The 18178-nt window shown below is 64.5% G+C and carries 14 protein-coding genes; 8 read left to right on the forward strand and 6 right to left on the reverse strand.

Annotation, left to right across the window (positions count from 1 at the left end; all coding sequences use genetic code 11):
• The first annotated feature begins 129 nt into the window (after positions 1 to 129).
• Complete coding sequence (locus H6X51_RS00330; RefSeq protein ID WP_185265528.1) at positions 130 to 1404, forward strand: flagellar hook-length control protein FliK; 1275 nt, start codon at positions 130 to 132, stop codon at positions 1402 to 1404.
• 290 nt (positions 1405 to 1694) lie between these two features.
• Here the strand turns inward: H6X51_RS00330 and H6X51_RS00335 are convergent, their stop codons facing one another.
• The 5 genes from H6X51_RS00335 to H6X51_RS00355 all read right to left on the reverse strand — a co-directional run bounded on the left by H6X51_RS00335 (position 1695) and on the right by H6X51_RS00355 (position 4977).
• The gene (locus tag H6X51_RS00335; RefSeq protein WP_235991184.1) at positions 1695 to 2369 is read right to left on the reverse strand and encodes a DUF4142 domain-containing protein; all 675 of its coding nucleotides are present in this window, start codon (positions 2367 to 2369) and stop codon (positions 1695 to 1697) included.
• Positions 2370 to 2452: 83 nt separating this feature from the next.
• A complete protein-coding gene (locus H6X51_RS00340; protein ID WP_185265529.1) occupies positions 2453 to 3202 on the reverse strand; it encodes an alpha/beta hydrolase family protein in 750 nt (249 codons plus the stop codon).
• Positions 3178 to 4287, reverse strand: a complete 1110-nt coding sequence (locus H6X51_RS00345) for a DUF3182 family protein (RefSeq protein ID WP_185265530.1) — start codon at positions 4285 to 4287, stop codon at positions 3178 to 3180. Before H6X51_RS00345 ends, H6X51_RS00340 begins: the two co-directional genes overlap by 25 nt.
• A gap of 34 nt (positions 4288 to 4321) precedes the next feature.
• Entirely contained in the window at positions 4322 to 4591 is a 270-nt protein-coding gene (locus tag H6X51_RS00350) for a YgaP-like transmembrane domain (protein WP_185265531.1), read from the reverse strand.
• 11 nt (positions 4592 to 4602) lie between these two features.
• Complete coding sequence (locus H6X51_RS00355) at positions 4603 to 4977, reverse strand: Rho termination factor N-terminal domain-containing protein (RefSeq protein ID WP_185265532.1); 375 nt, start codon at positions 4975 to 4977, stop codon at positions 4603 to 4605.
• Positions 4978 to 5164: 187 nt separating this feature from the next.
• Here H6X51_RS00355 and ku point away from each other — a divergent pair, with 187 nt between their 5' ends.
• Together ku and ligD are read left to right on the forward strand one after the other, a co-directional pair.
• Positions 5165 to 6028: a non-homologous end joining protein Ku gene (gene ku, locus H6X51_RS00360; protein ID WP_185265533.1), complete on the forward strand. Its 864-nt coding sequence runs from the start codon at positions 5165 to 5167 to the stop codon at positions 6026 to 6028.
• A gap of 31 nt (positions 6029 to 6059) precedes the next feature.
• A complete protein-coding gene (gene ligD / locus H6X51_RS00365; protein ID WP_185265534.1) occupies positions 6060 to 8618 on the forward strand; it encodes a DNA ligase D in 2559 nt (852 codons plus the stop codon).
• A gap of 36 nt (positions 8619 to 8654) precedes the next feature.
• Here ligD and H6X51_RS00370 read toward each other — a convergent pair whose 3' ends face one another.
• Complete coding sequence (locus H6X51_RS00370; protein ID WP_185265535.1) at positions 8655 to 8990, reverse strand: DUF3509 domain-containing protein; 336 nt, start codon at positions 8988 to 8990, stop codon at positions 8655 to 8657.
• 525 nt (positions 8991 to 9515) lie between these two features.
• On the opposite strand from H6X51_RS00370, the gene H6X51_RS00375 reads away from it, so the two are divergent.
• From H6X51_RS00375 to glgB, 5 genes are all read left to right on the forward strand, one after another.
• On the forward strand, positions 9516 to 9680 hold the full coding sequence (locus tag H6X51_RS00375; RefSeq protein ID WP_185265536.1) for a con-10 family general stress protein: 165 nt from the start codon (positions 9516 to 9518) through the stop codon (positions 9678 to 9680).
• A gap of 140 nt (positions 9681 to 9820) precedes the next feature.
• Positions 9821 to 10678: an SDR family oxidoreductase gene (locus tag H6X51_RS00380; RefSeq protein ID WP_185265537.1), complete on the forward strand. Its 858-nt coding sequence runs from the start codon at positions 9821 to 9823 to the stop codon at positions 10676 to 10678.
• The gene (locus H6X51_RS00385) at positions 10671 to 12644 is read left to right on the forward strand and encodes an alpha-1,4-glucan--maltose-1-phosphate maltosyltransferase (RefSeq protein ID WP_407925924.1); all 1974 of its coding nucleotides are present in this window, start codon (positions 10671 to 10673) and stop codon (positions 12642 to 12644) included. Before H6X51_RS00380 ends, H6X51_RS00385 begins: the two co-directional genes overlap by 8 nt.
• A 10-nt stretch (positions 12645 to 12654) precedes the next feature.
• Entirely contained in the window at positions 12655 to 15978 is a 3324-nt protein-coding gene (gene treS / locus H6X51_RS00390; protein ID WP_185265539.1) for a maltose alpha-D-glucosyltransferase, read from the forward strand.
• Positions 15971 to 18166, forward strand: coding sequence for a 1,4-alpha-glucan branching protein GlgB (gene glgB / locus H6X51_RS00395; protein WP_185265540.1), 2196 nt, complete (start codon positions 15971 to 15973; stop codon positions 18164 to 18166). The genes treS and glgB overlap by 8 nt, the downstream gene beginning before the upstream one ends.
• Positions 18167 to 18178 lie beyond the last annotated feature (12 nt).

An 18178-nucleotide genomic window follows, 5' to 3' on the forward strand; every position in this document is an offset into this window, starting at 1 on the left:
CGGGTGAGGGGCGAAGGATGATGGGGGAGGAGTGGCTACGCTCTTTGCGGGAGGTGTCCAAGGTATTGGCCCGGAACTTGCTCTATTCATGTAAAGAATCTGCGTTTGCGTCTTCCATGGAGAGTATCGATGTCCACCAGCCAAGCCTTGATGGCTCTGTTGAGTACCGACCTGCGAGCTGCCGGCCAGGGCCCCGGCGCCCGGTCGGCGCCGTCTGCGGACAGCAACGGGGAGTTTGCCGGGCTGCTTGCCGAGCAGTTGCCCGCGCAACTGGAGTCGGCACTGGAGCAACTGAGCCCGGAACAGCTGGCCGCGCTGGAGCAGGCCGCGCTTGCCGCCGACGGCAAGATGTTGCCGGCCGAACTGCAGGATCTGCTGCAATTGCCGGCCGACGATACTGCCGAGCCGGTCGCCGAGGATGCGCTGGCGGTGATTGGCCAATGGATGCAATGGCTGCAGGAGGCAGCCGATCCCGCAGCGTCCCGCTCCGCCGCTACTGCCCAGGCCGGTGAACCGGCGACCATGGTGGCTGCCCGTGCGCCGAGTGCTGGCGAGTCAATGGCTCTGGCGATGGCCGGTGTGCAGCCAGGTGAGGAGGTCGAAGGTGAGCTACCAGGACGCGAGCTGGCCGGCAGAGGCCCGCAGGGCCGTGAACCGGTGAGTGTCGACTCCGCACGCCAGGCATCGGCCAGCACTGGGCTGCAGCAGAATACCCAACAGACTTCACCGCAGAACAGCCAACAGGAATTCGCCGCCGCCCTGCAGCGCGCCAGCGGCAGCGATAGCACCCCGTCATCGCCGGCCATGCTCGGCAAGCTGGTGGAGCAGCTGGAAAGCCTTGGTCGCCGCGAGGATGGCGACACGCTGGATAGCCTGGACCGCCCCGGCGCCCAGGTGGCGGGCAGCGCGGCACTGACCGCACGCCCGGTGGCGGCGGCGACGCAAGCCATGGGCGTGCCCTTTGGTCAGCCGAGCTGGGGCGAGGCCATGGTCGAGCGGGTGATGTGGATGTCCAGCCAGAACCTGCGCAGTGTCGAGATCCAGCTGGACCCGGCTGAACTCGGTCCGCTGGAGATTCACATCCAGCACCGCGGGCAGGAGCTGCAGGTCCAGTTCGTCAGCCAGAACCCCAGTGTGCGTGAAGCCCTGGAAGCGCAGATGTACCGGCTGCGCGATATGTTCGGCCAGCAGGGCCTGGAGCAGGCGCAGGTCAGCGTGGCTGACCGCTCGCCGGGTGAGCAGCCCCAGTCCCGTCAGGGCGATGGTCAGCTGGCTGAGCGGGGGGCAGGGCGGGCTGGCTCGGGCGGCGGCCTAAGCACTGGGGTCGATGGTGAGATAATCGAATCAGCAAGCGTACTGTCGCAATCTTTGCCGCTGCGGCGATTGGTCGATTATTACGTCTGAGCTTGGTTGATCCTCGCATTGGGTTGTCGAGCGCCCGCTCGACGACAGGCTTTGGCGGTGGGAGTTGGCGTAGCGCAGGCGCGCTACACCCCGGGTCCGTGGCACCCCGAATGGAGAGCGGCTCGTGGCGGGTTGTCGAGCGCCTCGGGCCGCGATCGGACCGGGGCACGTTGACCGGGTCACGCTGACCGGGTCGCGCTCGACTCGATGATAGGGCTTAGCGGTGGGGCGTGGCGTAGCGCCCGAACGGGGACCAGGACGCTACACCACTGGCTTGCCGGGTATGCACCTCAGCTATCCGGCGTAGCCTCCACCAGCTGGCGAGCCTCTTCCAGGTGTTCCTGCAGCTTGGGCAGGGTTTCCCTGGCGAAGGCGGCTATGCCGGCATCTTCCGAGCGGCTGGCGCGTTCGAACAGTTCGATGGCCTGCTCGTGGGCTGCTACCTGGTTATTGGCATAGGCTGCATCGAAGGAATCGCCATCACGCGCCTCGAGGATCATGCGCTTGGCCTTGTCCATCAGGGTCGCCTCGTCGGAAATCTCCATATTCCTGGCAGCTGCCAGCTCGGCCATCTTCTCGTTGGCGGCGGCATGCTCCTTGATCATGCGCTCTGCAAAGGCCTTGACTTCGGCAGACTGGGATTGCTCCAGGGCCTTGTGCGCGGTTTCGATTTCCGCCACGCCCTTGGCCGAGGCTTCTTCCAGGAATTCCTCCGCATCAATGCTGTCGACGCTGGTATCGACGCCGGCCATGCCGCCATCGACCTGGTCGTCGTTGCGGATGGCGCCGGTGGTATCGGCACTGCCGCCGTCACCGGTGGTGGCAGGGGTGCCGGTGGGGCCGGAGGTTTCGGGGGTGCGGTCGTTCATGTCCTGGGCGAAAGCGGGCTGGGCAATGTAGCCAAGGGCGATGGACATGATGGCGGCTGCCAGGATCTTCAGGTGCGTCGGTTTCGAGCTGTGCATATCTCACCTCTGCTGTTTTTGTGTACCTATCTGAATAGAGAAATATCCGTCATCCAAGGTTCAACCAGAATAAAGCGCAGCGCTCAGGATAGATGCCCGATGCGGTCACCGATGATCATCTCGCTGATCCAGTTGGTGAGTATGTCGGTATAGGCATGCTGGCAGCGCTCGTCGGACAGGCCATGATCGGCACCGTCGATGATGCGGTGGGTCATCGAGTGCGCCCTGCGGAACGAGGAACGGTAGTTCATGATGGTGCTGTGCGGCACATGCTCGTCATGTTCCGACTCGACGATCAGCACGTCACCGAGGAAATCGGCGCAGGCACCCAGCGCCCGGTTGTCCAATGGGCCGAGCAGGGTCTGGCGATAGCGCATCAGCTGTGCGCGGTCCAGTTGCTGCTTGGGCACATGCCACTGGTCGTCCCAATACAGCGCCGGTACGCGCATGGCCAGCCAGCGTACCGGTCGCAGGGTGGTGAGAATGGTCGCCAGGTAACCGCCGTAGCTGGTGCCGATCACCGCGATGCGCTCCGGGTCGGTGCTTGGGTGTTGCGCCAGGCGATCGTAGGCCACCAGCATGTCCTGCAGGTTGTGCTCGCGGGTGACGGTCTGCTTCTGCAGCAGGGTCTTCTCATGGCCGCGCAGGTCGAAGGTCAGGCAGACGCAGCCGAGGCCGGCGATGCCGCGCGCGCGGGTCATGTCCCGGGTTTGGCTGCCGCCCCAGCCATGCACGAAGAGGATGCCAGGCATGCGTTTCTGCGGTGCCAGCAGGGTGCCGGCGATGCGCTCCTGCTCGACGCTGAGTTCTATGGATTCGCTGGTGGCTGCCATGGGCTGAGTCTGACTCCTGTGGTAAGCGGGCCGGTGCTCGGATCATCGCCCTGGTACAACACCAGGGCACCGTCGGGAATCGGCGGCGCGGTCCCGTAGATTTCCCAGCTGCCGGCCTGTATGCGTTGCAAGCTCGGGTCGTGGGCGAAGGCTGCCAGGGCATGGATCTCGGCGCTGCTGGCGCCGCCGATGCGCCAGGATTGTTCCAGTACGCCACTGCAGTGCTGCCCGGCCGGGTCGCGGCCAACGGCGACGTCGCAATTGCGCCGTGAGGCGATAAAGCCGGGAAAGGCAGCTTCGGCCGCCTGCTCGTAACGCTGGGCCAGGCCGATGACGCGGCGCGCCAGGGGCATATCCAGCTGGCGCAGCAGGGCCTGGTAATCGCCGCGCACCACCCACAGGTCCGAGCCGCCGTATACCGCTTCGCCGTCATTGGTGCGGGTCAGCTGCTGGGTGCCGAAGTAACTGGCAACCAGGTTGCCGACGCGCGCCTGGCCGACGCTGTAGGTGGTCACCTCGCTCAGGTTCAGTTCCAGCACCAGGCCTTCCTGGTGCACCTGGGTCCGGTCCTGCTGGCCCAGCCAGTGTTCCAGCTCGGTCTGTGAGGCTATCACCTGCTGGCCGCGTCCGGCGCGCGCCTCCACCTGCTTGGCGCGTATGGCGCCTTGCTCCAGCAGACGGCGGCCGGCGCGCAGGGCATCGTCCACATCGAAGGCGCTGTAGCCGGGCAGCACCACCTTGCCGGCCAGTTGGATAAAGCGCTCGTTCCAGCCGACGGGGGCGTGGGCGTTGGCATCGATCAGCGGGTGGGAAATGGCCTTGCCGGCCATGAACGGCTGGCTGACCACGCCGCCGTAGAGGTCGGCATCGCTGCGGACGGCCGGTTGCGGCGCGATCAGCGTGGCGTCGGGCACCACGTACTGCTGGGGCGCGGCGTGGCAACCCTGCCGGACACCGGCAAACGGCATGCCCAGCAGCTCGGCTATCTGCATGGCCAGGTGCCGATGCACATGGCGCTCATGCGCCGCGACCGCCTGGCCGGTCTGCAGCAGTACCACTGCCCCCGGCGATTGCACCTCGCTCATGGACTTCCTCCAGGCCAGGCTCAGCGGTGAAGCGTTACTTGAAGCGCGGCGCCGGCGGTGCTGGCGGTGGGGCGAGGCGCTGCTCGCGCATTTCCCGCAGCCGCTGCTTGGCCGGGCAGTAACCCCGCACGCCGCGATAGATCACCGCCGCACCCAGGGCCAGATTGAGCAGCCCCAGTGGCCCCGGGCGTTTCAGGCCCTTGCCGACCAATACCAGACCGCCGCCGATGGATACCCACTTTTCCGCCGGGGTGACGTTGTGGGTCGGCGGCTTGCCAAACAGTTCTCGCAATGCGTGGTACATGATCGATCTCCTCATTGGGCCCGGCGCAGGGCATTGACCAGTTCCTGCTTGCGCATGGTCGAGCGGCCCCGAATGTTCTGCGCCCGTGCCTTGGCCATCAACTGATCCTTGGTCTGCTCCTGCAGCGAGGCCGAGCGGGAGCCGGCCTTGCGCGTGGCGGCGGCCTGCTGCGCCGAGTCACTGCGCGCGGCAGCCTTGCTGCCGGTGGATTTCTTCTGCCCGGAGCCGCCGGAGCGGTTGCCACCGCCGGACTGCTTGTTCACCGTGGCCCAGGCGCGGGCTTCGGCCTGCTTGCCGGAAACGCCCTTGCGCTCGTAGCTTTTCTCGATGTGCTCGGCCTTGCGTTTCTGCTTGTCGGTGTACTTGTCTTTATCACCTTGAGGCATGTCGATATCTCCCGGTTGGTTGATGATGGACAGGATCGGCCGCTGGCCCGTATCAATACAGACAATGGGCAGGGGCGGGGAGGTTCATTGTTTTTCTGCCGGATGCGGGCCGTGATCGGAGCTGAACTTTTGTCATTGGCGCCCGGTCATCCGTAGACAGGCACACAATGAACAGGAGCATCCTGTCATGGCACGGGCAATCTGGAAGGGCGCGATCAGTTTCGGCCTGGTGCATATTCCGGTCTCGCTGGTATCGGCCACCAGCTCCAGCGGTATCGACTTCGACTGGCTGGACCAGCGCAGCATGGACCCGGTGGGCTACAAGCGGATCAACAAGGCCACCGGCAAGGAGGTGCCCAGCGAGCATATCGTCAAGGGCGTCGAGTTCGAGAAGGGGCGCTACGTCATCATCAGCGAAGACGAGATCAAGGCTGCGCTGCCCAGGGCGACGCAGACCATCGATATCTTCGCCTTCCTCGACAGCGCCGAGATCCCGTTGCTGAATATCGCCAAGCCGTATTTCCTCAGCCCCGATCGGCGTGGGGAGAAGGTCTACGCGCTGTTGCGTGAAACCCTGGTCAAGACCGGCAAGGTGGCACTGGCGCATGTGGTGGTGCGTACCAGGCAGAGTCTCGCCGCGCTGATGCCGCTGGATGCGGCATTGGCACTGATCATCCTGCGCTGGCCGGCGGAACTGCGCGGTATCGAGCAACTGGACCTGAAGGAGGAGGTGCGTGAGCCGGAGCTGAGCCGCAAGGAGCTGGACATGGCCAGGCGCCTGGTGGAGGACATGACCGCCAGCTGGGAGCCGGAGGAATATCGCAACACCTTCGAGGAACAGATCATGGCGCTGGTCGATGAGAAGGTCGAGGCCGGCGAAATCCAGGCGATCGAGGCCGAAGAGCTGGAACAGGAACGCCAGAGCGCGGATGTGCTGGATCTGACCGAGTTGCTCAAGCGCAGCCTGGGCGGCAAGCAGCGCCATACCGGCAAGACCGCTACCAGGAGCACCGGCCAGGGTAGCAAGGCGCCGCGCAAGAAGTCCGGCTGAAGCCCTCTGACCACTCACCGGAGCCATCGCCATGCCCAGACCGCTGACCGAATACAACCGCAAACGGGATTTCGACAAGACCCGCGAGCCGCCGGGCCAGCGAGCGAAGGCGCGCCGGAGCGAGGCTGGCTCGTTGAGTTTCGTCATCCAGAAACATGCCGCCCGGCATCTGCACTACGATTTTCGCCTGGAGCTCGATGGCACCCTGGTCAGCTGGGCGGTGCCCAAGGGGCCGAGCCTGGACCCGAAGGACAAGCGCCTGGCGGTCCATGTCGAAGACCATCCGCTGAGCTATGGCAGCTTCGAGGGCAGCATCCCCAAGGGCCAGTATGGTGGTGGTGAGGTCATCGTCTGGGACCACGGCATCTGGAAACCGCACGGCGATCCAAGCCAGGCCTATCGCGATGGCAAGCTCAAGTTCACCCTGGTCGGCGAGAAGCTGGCTGGTGACTGGACCCTGGTGCGCACGCGGCTCAAGGGCAGTGGGGATCGCCAGCAGTGGTTGCTGATCAAGGAGCGCGACCACGCCGCCCGGGATGCGCAGGATTATGACGTGCTCAGCGAGCGCCCCGAGAGTGTGATCTCCGGTGCCACCCTGGATGAACGCAGCGGGCGCCGCAGTGCCGCCGCCGAGACACCCCGGCCTGCGTCGAAAAAGACGACGGGCAAGCAAGCACAGCGCCAGCCGGCAGCGACCGACCGCGCCGCTGCTGACTTTCCCAGGACTCTGGCGCCGCAACTGGCAACCCTGGTCAGCCAGCCACCGGCCGGCGACTGGCTGTACGAAATCAAGTTCGACGGCTACCGGCTGATGATCCGCTTCGATGGCCGTGGCAAGCTCAGCCTGATTACCCGCAATGGTCACGACTGGAGCCACCGGCTACCCGAGCAGTGCAAGGAATTGCGCCGCCTGAAGCTGAAGAACAGCTGGCTGGACGGCGAACTGGTGGTGCTCGATGAAGACGGCCTGCCGGACTTCCAGGCCCTGCAGAATGCCTTCGACACCGAGAGCAGCCAGAGCATGCTGCTGTACCTGTTCGATGCGCCCTTCCTGAATGGAGAGGACCTGCGCCAGCAGCCGCTGGAAAGCCGGCGCCAGGCCGTGCAGCAGTTGCTGGCGGAGCACGCCAGCCAGTCGCTGCGTTTTTCCGAGACCTTCGAGGCGGATTACGCCTCGATCTTCAAGAGCGCCTGCGCCATGTCGCTGGAGGGTATCATCGGCAAGCGTACCGGCAGCCCCTATGTCTCCCGGCGCAGCGCCGACTGGATCAAGCTCAAGTGCAAGCAGCGCCAGGAGTTCGTCATCATCGGCTATACCGCGCCCAAGGGTAGCCGCAAGGGCTTCGGCTCGCTGTTGCTCGGCGTGCATGATTGCGAGCAGAACGCGCTGCGTTATGCCGGACGGGTCGGTACCGGCTTCAACCAGGCACGCATCACCGAGATCCACCGCCAGCTCGAATCGCTGCGCCGGGACACCCGGCCAGTAGCGGCAAGTGTGCCGGACTCGCGCTCGGCAACCTGGGTCGAGCCGCAGCTGGTATGCGAGGTGGAATTCGCCGAATGGACCGGCAGTGGTGTGATTCGCCAGCCGGTGTTCATCGCCCTGCGCAGCGACAAGCCGGCCAGGGAGATCGTTCGCGAGCAGCCCATGGCCCCAGAGCAGGTGGAGCAGGTGATGGGGCGCAAGCGGGTGTCGGGTCAGGTGGCCGGGGTGCGTATCAGCAATGCCCAGCGGGTGATCGATCAGCGTAGTGGCACCACCAAGGGTGAGCTGGCGGCCTTCTATGCCAGCCTGTGCGACTGGATCATGCCGCACCTGACGGGTCGGCCGGTATCACTGCTGCGCGCGCCCGAGGGGGTGGAGGGCGAGCAGTTCTTCCAGAAGCATGCCGAGCGCCTGGCCATTCCGCACATTCGCCACCTCGCCTCGGCGCTGGACCCCGAGCATGGCCGCTACATGGAAGTGAACAACCTCAAGGCGCTGATCGGTGCGGTACAGATGGGCACCATCGAATTCCACACCTGGGGGTCGGGCAGCCGGGATATCGACCGGCCCGACCGCATCACCCTGGACCTTGATCCCGACCCGGAGCTGCCCTGGCGCAGCATGCTGGAGGCCACCGAGCTGGTGCTGGCGGTACTGGATGAGCTGCGCTTGCAGAGTTGGCTGAAGACCAGCGGCGGCAAGGGCATGCATATCATCATCCCGCTGGCCCGGCATGCCGACTGGGACACCGTGAAGACCTTCAGCCGGGCGATATCGCAATTCATGGCCCGGCAACTGCCCGATCGCTTCACCGACAAGATGGGACCGCGCAACCGTGTCGGCAGGATATTCGTCGATTATCTGCGCAATCAGCATGGTGCCAGCACGGTAGCGGCCTACTCGGTACGGGCGCGTCCCGGGCTGGCGGTGTCGGTGCCGATTGCCCGGGAGGAGTTGCCGCAGTTGCGCAGTTCAGACCAATGGCACGTTGGCAATCTGCATGAACGCCTGGCGCAGTTGACGCAGGACCCCTGGGCCGATTATCAGAATCGCCAACGCATCAAGCGCGAACATTGGCAGCAGCTGGATACAAAAGCCCCCTGACGGGGCAGGGGGCTTTCGGGGTGTAGCGGTATGGTCTCAGTTCACCGAGACTTTCATATCCAGACGCCTTCTGTCCCATAGGCTGGCCGCCCGGGTCTTGTACAAACGACCGTTGGTATAGGTCGGCAGACTGGCCACATCGATCGTGCCCAGTACCTCCCGGGTCGGTGGCTGTCCCTTGGCCAACATCAGATCCAACCGAATCCGGCGAATCAACTGATCCGCGCTTTTCTGATCGTGAGGCAGCACGCGCCGGAGTTCCTTGCCATCGACAGATTTCACGATGAGAACGAAGCTGCCATCGGGTCTCGGCGCTGCCGAGATCTTGCAGTCTGGCAAGGCTGCGTGCCATTTGGCCAAATTGGTAAGCATCTTTCCCTCCTATATTTAAGGTGGAAAAGTAACTCTAGTACAAGCGAAGCAGTTTGCCAGACGTTGAGTGGTTATCCGATGAAAGGAAGAATCTGCATTGATATCGTGATGATATTGGATTGGTCATGGTTTGTTTTGGTGATACATAAGATTGAATTGTTCGGAAAGATTGAATTTTCCCGAAACCGCCATTCTTCGTTCCCCCGTCATCCTTCGCGCAGGCGAAGGATCCACCGGCCACTCGGGTCAGCCGGCGCTATGGATCCTTCGCCTACGCGAAGGATGACGAGGTTGGGCAAAAAATGATGAGGTTAGGCGAAAGATGACGAGGTTATAGAGAGCGATTCTGCATTGGAAAGCAAATGGCTTGGCAGTATGGGCCAGGGTGCCTTTTAAGTTATATGTTCTTCTAAAAAGATAAGTATTGAATCTATAAATGGTTGGAACGATGAGCAGCGGGCTCTGCCTACTTATATAGTTCCGATCCCCGGAACTTGATTCGATAAACCAGACGGGAGAACCAAAATGGCTGAACATCGTGGTGGTAAAGGTAACTTCGCCGAAGATCCCAAGCGTGCATCGGAAGCCGGTCGCAAAGGCGGACAGCAAAGCGGTGGCAACTTCAAGAATGATCCGCAGCGTGCCTCTCAAGCGGGGCAGAAAGGTGGCGAGAAAAGCCGTCGCAGCTAATTGAATGAGCCGGCGGGACCTGTTCCCGCCGGCTTGTCCATTCACTTCACTACTCACCCCATCCCTATCACGCTGTAGCTGCGACAGCAGGGCTGCGCGGCTGGCGGCACTGGCTTTCCATCGAACAATCGAGGTGAGCGATGAGCGACAAACAGACTCCCCCAGCGCAACACCAGGACCAGCAACCCGGCTCGGAAGCGCGCATGCATCCCCAACCGCAGTTCATTTCCGAGCATTACCGCGCGGCGGGCAAGCTCGCTGGCAAGGTGGCCATAGTCACCGGTGCCGACAGTGGTATCGGCCGGGCGGTGGCGGTGCATTTCGCCGCTGAAGGCGCCAGGGTCGCGCTGCTGTATCTCAACGAGCAGGAGGATGCGCGCAAGACCGAGGAAGAGATCCGCAAGGCCGGTGGCGAGGTGCTCTGCCTGGCCGGGGATGTAGGGGACGCCGGGTTCTGCAGGGAGGTGGTCGATAGCGTCACCGCCAGATGGCAGCGCATCGATGTACTGGTCAACAACGCCGGCGAACAGCATCCACAGGAGAGGCTCGAAGACATCACCGATGAGCAGTGGCTGCGCACCTTCCATACCAACATCTTCGGCATGTTCCTGCTGACCAGGGCGGCGCTGGCGCATATGCCCGAGGGTAGCTCCATCATCAACACCACCTCGATCACTGCCTACAAGGGCAATCCGCAACTGATCGACTATTCCGCCACCAAGGGCGCCATCGTCTCCTTCACCCGTTCGCTGGCGATCAACCTGAGCAGTCGCGGCATCCGCGTCAATGCGGTGGCGCCGGGTCCGATCTGGACCCCGCTGATTCCCTCGACCTTCAGCGCCGAGCAGGTCTCCGAGTTCGGCGGCAACACGCCGATGGGGCGCCCCGGGCAACCCGCCGAACTGGCACCGGCCTATGTCTACCTGGCCTGCCAGGATGCCTCCTATGTCAGCGGGCAGGTGCTGCATATCAATGGAGGCACCGTGGTCAATGGCTGAACAGCTGTCGGTCGAACAGGCCATCGAACAACCAAGAATCGCCATCGAATCGATCACCCCGGCGGTGGAGCATGGCCGCTGCGCGGCCAAGGTGCTGCAGGGCCGCCCGCTGACCCTGTCGGCGGTGCTGATCTGCGACGGGCACGGCAAGCTGGGTGGCGAAGTGCTCTGGCGCATGGCGGCGGACCAGGGCTGGCAGGCGCTGCCGTTGCAGGCCCAGGGCAATGACCTGTGGCAGGCCGAACTGACGCCGCGGCGCACCGGCCTGCTGCAGTTCGTGGTGCAGGCCTGGGTCGATCCCTGGGCCAGCTACTGCGACGAGCTGAACAAGAAGCACCAGGCCGGGGTGTCCGTGGAGCTGGAGCTGCGCGAGGGCGAACGTCTGCTACAGGACACCTTGGAGCAGGCTGCCCCCGAGCATATCGACATGATGCAGGAGCTGCTGGTGGAGCTGGCGCAGACCGATGGTCTCGACGCCCGGGTGGCACTGCTGCTCAGCACCCATACCGCCGATACCATGGCCTTGGCCGGCACGCGGCCGCACCTGTGTCGCAGCGCCCTTCACCTGCTGGATGTGGAGCGTTCGCTGGCCGAGTTCGCCAGCTGGTACGAGCTGTTTCCACGCTCGCAGACCGACCAGCCCAACCGCCATGGCACCTTCGACGATGTGATCGCGCGGCTGCCGGACATCAGCCGCATGGGCTTCGATGTGCTGTATTTCCCGCCCATCCATCCCATCGGCCTGACCCATCGCAAGGGCCCGAACAATACCCTGCAGGCCGGGCCCAATGACCCCGGCAGCCCCTATGCGATCGGCAGCGAGGAGGGCGGGCACGATGCCGTGCATCCGCTGCTCGGCAGTATCGACGACTTCCACCGCCTGGTCAGCGCGGCGCGGGCGCATGACCTGGAGATCGCCCTGGACTTCGCCATCCAGTGCTCGCCGGACCACCCCTGGCTGCGCGAGCATCCGGGCTGGTTCAACTGGCGCCCGGACGGCAGCATCCGCTATGCGGAGAACCCGCCGAAGAAATACGAGGATATCGTCAACGTCGAGTTCTATGCCGAGCAGGCGCTGCCGGAGCTGTGGCTGGCACTGCGCGATGTGGTGCTGTTCTGGGTGGAGCAGGGGGTGACGCTGTTCCGCGTCGACAATCCGCACACCAAGCCCTTGCCGTTCTGGGAATGGCTGATCGCCGATATCCGCCGTGGGCACCCGGATGTGATCTTCCTCGCCGAAGCCTTCACCCGCCCGGCGATGATGGCGCGCCTGGGCAAGATCGGCTTCAGCCAGAGCTATACCTACTTCACCTGGCGCAATACCAAGCAGGAGCTGGAAAGCTATTTCACCGAGCTGAACCAGTCGCCCTGGCGTGAATGCTACCGGCCGAACTTCTTCGTCAACACGCCGGATATCAACCCGTATTTCCTGCACAACGCCGGCCGGGCGGGGTTTCTCATCCGCGCCGCGCTGGCGACCATGGGCTCTGGGCTGTGGGGCATGTATTCGGGTTTCGAGCTGTGCGAAAGCCAGCCGCTACCGGGGCGCGAGGAGTACCTGGATTCGGAGAAGTACCAACTGCGCCCGCGCGACTGGCACGCGCCGGGCAACATCATCGCCGAGATATCCCGGCTCAACCGTATCCGCCGCGACAACCCGGCGCTGCACAGCCACCTGGGCTTCCAGGCGTACCAGGCGTGGAACGAGCACATCCTGTACTTCGGCAAGCGTACCGCCGACCTGTCCAACTTCATCCTGGTGGCGGTGAACCTGGATCCATTCAATGCCCAGGAAACACACTTTGAACTGCCGCTGTGGGAGTTCGGTCTGAATGATGACGCCAGCACGCACGGCGAAGACCTGATGAATGGCCATACCTGGTTATGGCATGGCAAAACCCAGTGGATGCGCATCGAACCCTGGTATCTACCGTTCGGCATATGGCGTATCCGGCCTGTGGCCTGAGGGGCGAACAATGGCAAGACGAAACCGGACAGCGGAGTTCATCAACGACCCCTGCTGGTACAAGGACGCGATCATCTACCAGATCCACGTGAAATCCTTCTTCGATGCCAATAACGATGGCATCGGCGATTTCGCCGGCCTGATCCAGAAGCTGGACTACATAGTCGACCTGGGGGTGAACACCCTTTGGCTGCTGCCGTTCTACCCCTCGCCCTGGCGCGATGACGGCTACGACATCGCCGACTACCGCGGCGTGCACCCGGACTACGGCAACATGGCCGACGTCCGCCGGTTCATCCGCGAGGCGCACAAGCGTGGCCTGCGGGTGATCACCGAGCTGGTCATCAACCACACCTCGGACCAGCACCCCTGGTTCCAGCGCGCGCGCCTGGCACCCAAGGGCTCGCGCGAGCGCAACTTCTACGTGTGGTCCGATACCGACCAGAAATACCAGGGCACGCGGATCATCTTCCTCGACACTGAACAGTCCAACTGGACCTGGGACCCGGTGGCCGGGCAGTTCTTCTGGCACCGCTTCTATTCCCATCAGCCGGACCTCAACTTCGACAACCCGCAGGTGCTGCGCGCGGTGCTGTCGGTGATGCGCTTCTGGCTGGACATGGGCGTGGACGGCATGCGCCTGGACGCCATTCCCTACCTGATCGAGCGTGATGGCACCAACAACGAGAACCTGCCGGAAACCCACGTGGTGCTGAAGAAGATCCGCGCCGAACTGGACGCGCTGTACCCCGACCGCATGCTGCTGGCCGAGGCCAACCAGTGGCCGGAGGACACCCAGCCGTACTTCGGCGGCGAGGATGGCGGGCCGGGGGACGAATGCCACATGGCCTTCCACTTCCCGCTGATGCCGCGCATGTACATGGCCATCGCCCAGGAGGACCGCTTCCCGATCACCGATATCCTGCGCCAGACCCCGGAAATTCCCGACAACTGCCAGTGGGCGATCTTCCTGCGCAACCACGACGAGCTGACCCTGGAGATGGTCACCGAGCAGGAACGCGACTACATGTGGAACTACTACGCCGCCGACCGTCGCGCGCGCATCAACCTGGGCATCCGTCGCCGGCTGGCGCCGCTGGTGGAGCGCGACCGCCGGCGTATCGAGCTGCTCAACAGCCTGCTGCTGTCGATGCCGGGCACACCGACGCTGTACTACGGCGACGAGATCGGCATGGGCGACAATATCTTTCTCGGCGACCGCGATGGCGTGCGCACGCCGATGCAGTGGTCCACCGATCGCAATGGCGGCTTCTCCCGCGCCGACCCGGCGGGCATGGTGCTGCCGCCGGTGATGGACCCGCTGTACGGCTACCAGACCATCAACGTCGAGGCGCAGATCCGTGATCCGCATTCACTGCTGAACTGGACCCGGCGCATGCTCACGGTGCGCAAGCAGCAGCAGGCGTTCGGCCGGGGCACGCTGAAGATGCTGGCGCCGGCCAACCGCAAGATCATCGCCTACCTGCGCGAGTTCACCACCGAGGATGGCCGCCACGAGATCATCCTCTGCGTGGCCAACCTGTCCCGCGCCGCCCAGGCCACCGAGCTGGACCTGTCGGCCTGGGCCGGCAAGGTGCCGGTGGAGATGCTCGGCGGCAGCAGCTTCCCGCCGATCGGCCAGCTGCACTATCTGCTGACCCTGCCGCCGTACGGCTTCTACTGGTTCGCCCTGGCGGACGAGAGTCAGATGCCCAACTGGCATGTCGAGCCGGTGCAGCAGATGCCGGAGCTGGCCACGCTGGTGATCAAGCAGGACCTGTCGGACCTGCTGAAACAGGCCTGCCGGCGGGTGCTGGAGGAGGAGTCGCTGCCGCAGTGGCTGGGCAAGCGCCGCTGGTTCTCCGGGCGTGCCGATGGCAGTGAGCCGATCCGCCTGCTGTACGCGATCCCGTTCTGCGAGGACAGCGAACCCTGCGTGCTCTGCGAGGTGGCGGTGGGGCACGAGCATTATCAGCTGCCGCTGGGTTATCTACCTTCGACAGGTTCATCGGAAGGCCCGGCCCCGGCCGCCTTTGCCCTGGCGCGCCTGCGTCGCGGCCCGCGGCTGGGGCTGCTGACCGACGCCTCGACGCTGCCGGGATTTACCCGCCGGGTGCTCGGTAGCCTGCGCGAGGGGCGGGTATTGCCGGCCCAGGGGCAGGAAGTGCACTTCATCCCTGGACCGGGCCTGTTCCGGCACGAGGAGCAACCGGACGAGGAAATCCAGGCGGTCACCGCCGAGCAGTCCAATACCTCGGTGCTGATCGGCGAGCGGATGATGCTGAAGATCATCCGTCGGGTGATGCCCGGCGTGCATCCGGAAATCGAGATGGGCGGCTTTCTCACCCAGCGTGAATTTCCCGCCATCGCGCCATTGCTCGGCGAGGTACGGCGGATCAATGGCGAGGGCCAGCAGTACACGCTGATGATCCTGCAGGGCTATGTCGACAGCCAGGGTGATGCCTGGCAATGGACCCGCGACACCCTGGAGCGGGCGATCCGCGACCAGTTGGTCGGTGGTCTGTCCGAGCAGGAGAACCAGTACACCGCGCTGGCCGAACTGGAAGCCTTTGCCAGCATTCTCGGGCAACGCCTCGGCCAGATGCATGTGTTGCTGGCGGACCCCGAGGGCGGGGAGGGCTTCGGTTTCGCCATTACCGACCAGGCCGACAGCGAGCGCTGGATCGAGCAGATCGTCGGCCAGCTGGATATTACACTGGATGCCATCGAACGTCACCGCGAGCGACTGCCGGCCCCGGCGCAGGAACAGGCCCAGTGGCTGCTGGCCCGGCGCCAGGGCTTGGGCGAGAAGATCGCCGAGCTGGCGCGGCGCAGCCAGGGCGGTATTCGCATCCGCGTGCATGGCGACCTGCATCTGGGCCAGGTGCTGGTGTTGCCGGGGGATGCCTGCTTCATCGATTTCGAGGGCGAACCGGCCCGGCCGTTGGAGGAAAGACGCCAGCGCCTGAGTCCGTTCAAGGATGTCACCGGCATGTTGCGCTCCTTCGACTATGCCGCGGCCACGGCCATGCGCAGCCTGCACGGCACCGACCAGTCCGCCGAAGCGCACCAGGCCCGGCAGCATATCTGCCAGATCTATCGGCAGCAGGCCGAGCAGGCCTTCCTGGACGGCTACCGCATCGCCAGCGCCGAGTTGCCGCACGCCTGGGAGATGGCCGACGGCGAACAGGCGGCACTGACCCTGTTCAGCATCGAGAAGGCCATCTACGAAGTACGCTATGAAGCCAGCTACCGCCCCGAGTGGCTGGATGTGCCGCTGGCCGGATTGGTGGCGTTATGTAAACCCCTGGTGGAGAGTGGCAACCATGGTTGACAGGATAACCGGCAGCGACAGTGCAGACAGGCTGCAGGTACAGGCGCTGCTGCGGGCCGAGCATGGCGACCCCTTCGCCTTCCTCGGTGCCCATGAACAGGATGGGCAGGCCATCGTCCGCAGCTGGCAGCCCGGCGCTCTGGAGGTGGAGCTGCTGGATGCCCAGGGCGGCTCGCTCGGGCGCATGCAGGAACAGGTGCCGGGGCTGTTCACTGCCCAGCTGGCATCCCCCCAGCCCTATCGGCTGCGCATTCACTGGGCCGGCGGCGTCCAGGAAACCGAGGACCCGTACAGCTTCGCGCCGCAGCTCGGCGAGCTGGACATTCATCTGTTCGCCGAGGGCAATCATCGGCAGCTGGGCCGCTGTTTCGGTGCGCAGCTGTGGCAGGTCGATGGGGTCGCCGGGGTGCGCTTCGTGGTCTGGGCGCCGAATGCCCGGCGGGTCTCGGTGGTTGGCCACTTCAACAGCTGGGATGGCCGGCGTCATCCCATGCGCCTGCACCCGAGTGCCGGGGTCTGGGAGCTGTTCATTCCCCGGCTCGGGCCGGGGGAACTGTACAAGTATGAAATTCTCAGCGGCGATGAGCTGCTGCCGTTGAAGGCCGACCCGGTGGCGCTGGCGACCGAAATGCCGCCGGCCACCGCCTCGGTGGTGGCCGCCGGGCTGGACTTCCACTGGGATGACCGGGAGTGGATGACGCAGCGCCAGCAACAGCAGTCGCGCGACAAGCCACTGTCGATCTACGAGGTACATGCCGGCTCCTGGCGGCACGCCAGCGAGGCCGGGGGCGAGCCGCTGAACTGGGCGCAACTGGCCGAGCAACTGATCCCCTATGTGGTGGATATGGGCTTCAGTCATATCGAGCTACTGCCGGTGATGGAGCATCCGTTCGGTGGCTCCTGGGGCTATCAGCCGTTGTCGCAGTTCGCGCCCACCGCGCGCTATGGCACCCCGGAAGAATTCGCCGCCTTCGTCAACGCCTGCCACCTGGCGGGGATCGGCGTGATTCTCGACTGGGTGCCGGCGCACTTTCCCGGTGACGCCCATGGTCTGGGCCTGTTCGACGGCACCGCACTGTACGAATACGCGCACCCGTTCGAGGGCTGGCATCCGGACTGGGACACCCATATCTACAACCTCGGGCGTACCGAGGTGCACGGCTTCATGCTGGCCTCGGCGCTGCACTGGCTGCGCGAGTACCATGTCGATGGCCTGCGCGTGGACGCGGTGGCCTCCATGCTGTACCGGGACTATTCGCGCAAGAGCGGTGAATGGATTCCCAACCGCCACGGCGGCCGGGAGAACCTCGAGGCCATCGCCTTTCTGCGCCACCTCAATGATGTGGTCAGCACCGAGGTGCCGGGCGCGCTGGTGATCGCCGAGGAGTCCACCGCCTGGCCGGGCGTCAGCCAGCCGACCCAGCAGGGCGGTCTGGGGTTTTCCGGCAAGTGGAACATGGGCTGGATGCATGACACCCTGAACTACATCAGCGAAGACCCGCTGCACCGTCGCTACCATCACCAGCAGATCACCTTCGGCTTGCTGTATGCCTTTACCGAGCACTTCATCCTGCCGATCTCGCATGACGAGGTGGTGCACGGCAAGGGCTCGCTGCTGGGCAAGATGCCGGGCGACCGCTGGCAGCAGTTCGCCAACCTGCGGCTGTACCTGTCGTTCATGTGGAGCCATCCGGGCAAGAAGTTGCTGTTCATGGGCTGCGAGATCGGTCAATGGCGCGAATGGGGGCATGACCGCCAGCTGGACTGGTACCTGCTGCAATATGACGAGCACCGCGGTGTGCGCGATCTGCTCCGCGAGCTGAACCGGCTGTACCGCCAGCAACCGGCGCTGCACCAGCGCGATGACAGCGCCGATGGTTTCCAGTGGCTGATCGGCGATGACAGCAGCAACAGCGTCTATGCCTGGCTGCGGCGCGGCGGGGATGGTGCCATGCTGCTGGTGGTGCACAATTTCACCCCGGTGGTGCGCAGCGGCTACCGCATCGGCGTACCCCAGCCCGGCCGCTGGCAGGTACTGCTCAACAGCGATGCGCATGCCTGGTCCGGCTCGGGCGCCGGCAGCCAGGGCGAACTGCACACCGAACCCCGGCAGAGCCACGGCGAGCCCTGCTCGCTGGTGCTGGATCTGCCGCCGCTGGGGTGTCTGATACTGGGGCCTGGTGTTTGATGGTGCCAGTCT

It is taken from the genome of Halopseudomonas xiamenensis, from assembly GCF_014219065.1.
In the GTDB taxonomy this organism is placed as follows: domain Bacteria; phylum Pseudomonadota; class Gammaproteobacteria; order Pseudomonadales; family Pseudomonadaceae; genus Halopseudomonas; species Halopseudomonas xiamenensis.

Bases quoted from the DNA above. Each gene is read 5' to 3' on its own strand.
- H6X51_RS00330 (WP_185265528.1), top strand. From the start codon at position 130: ATGTCCACCAGCCAAGCCTTGATGGCTCTGTTGAGTACCGACCTGCGA.
- H6X51_RS00335 (WP_235991184.1), bottom strand. From the start codon at position 2,369: ATGCACAGCTCGAAACCGACGCACCTGAAGATCCTGGCAGCCGCCATC.
- H6X51_RS00340 (WP_185265529.1), bottom strand. From the start codon at position 3,202: ATGGCAGCCACCAGCGAATCCATAGAACTCAGCGTCGAGCAGGAGCGC.
- H6X51_RS00345 (WP_185265530.1), bottom strand. From the start codon at position 4,287: ATGAGCGAGGTGCAATCGCCGGGGGCAGTGGTACTGCTGCAGACCGGC.
- H6X51_RS00350 (WP_185265531.1), bottom strand. From the start codon at position 4,591: ATGTACCACGCATTGCGAGAACTGTTTGGCAAGCCGCCGACCCACAAC.
- H6X51_RS00355 (WP_185265532.1), bottom strand. From the start codon at position 4,977: ATGCCTCAAGGTGATAAAGACAAGTACACCGACAAGCAGAAACGCAAG.
- ku (WP_185265533.1), top strand. From the start codon at position 5,165: ATGGCACGGGCAATCTGGAAGGGCGCGATCAGTTTCGGCCTGGTGCAT.
- ligD (WP_185265534.1), top strand. From the start codon at position 6,060: ATGCCCAGACCGCTGACCGAATACAACCGCAAACGGGATTTCGACAAG.
- H6X51_RS00370 (WP_185265535.1), bottom strand. From the start codon at position 8,990: ATGCTTACCAATTTGGCCAAATGGCACGCAGCCTTGCCAGACTGCAAG.
- H6X51_RS00375 (WP_185265536.1), top strand. From the start codon at position 9,516: ATGGCTGAACATCGTGGTGGTAAAGGTAACTTCGCCGAAGATCCCAAG.
- H6X51_RS00380 (WP_185265537.1), top strand. From the start codon at position 9,821: ATGAGCGACAAACAGACTCCCCCAGCGCAACACCAGGACCAGCAACCC.
- H6X51_RS00385 (WP_407925924.1), top strand. From the start codon at position 10,671: ATGGCTGAACAGCTGTCGGTCGAACAGGCCATCGAACAACCAAGAATC.
- treS (WP_185265539.1), top strand. From the start codon at position 12,655: ATGGCAAGACGAAACCGGACAGCGGAGTTCATCAACGACCCCTGCTGG.
- glgB (WP_185265540.1), top strand. From the start codon at position 15,971: ATGGTTGACAGGATAACCGGCAGCGACAGTGCAGACAGGCTGCAGGTA.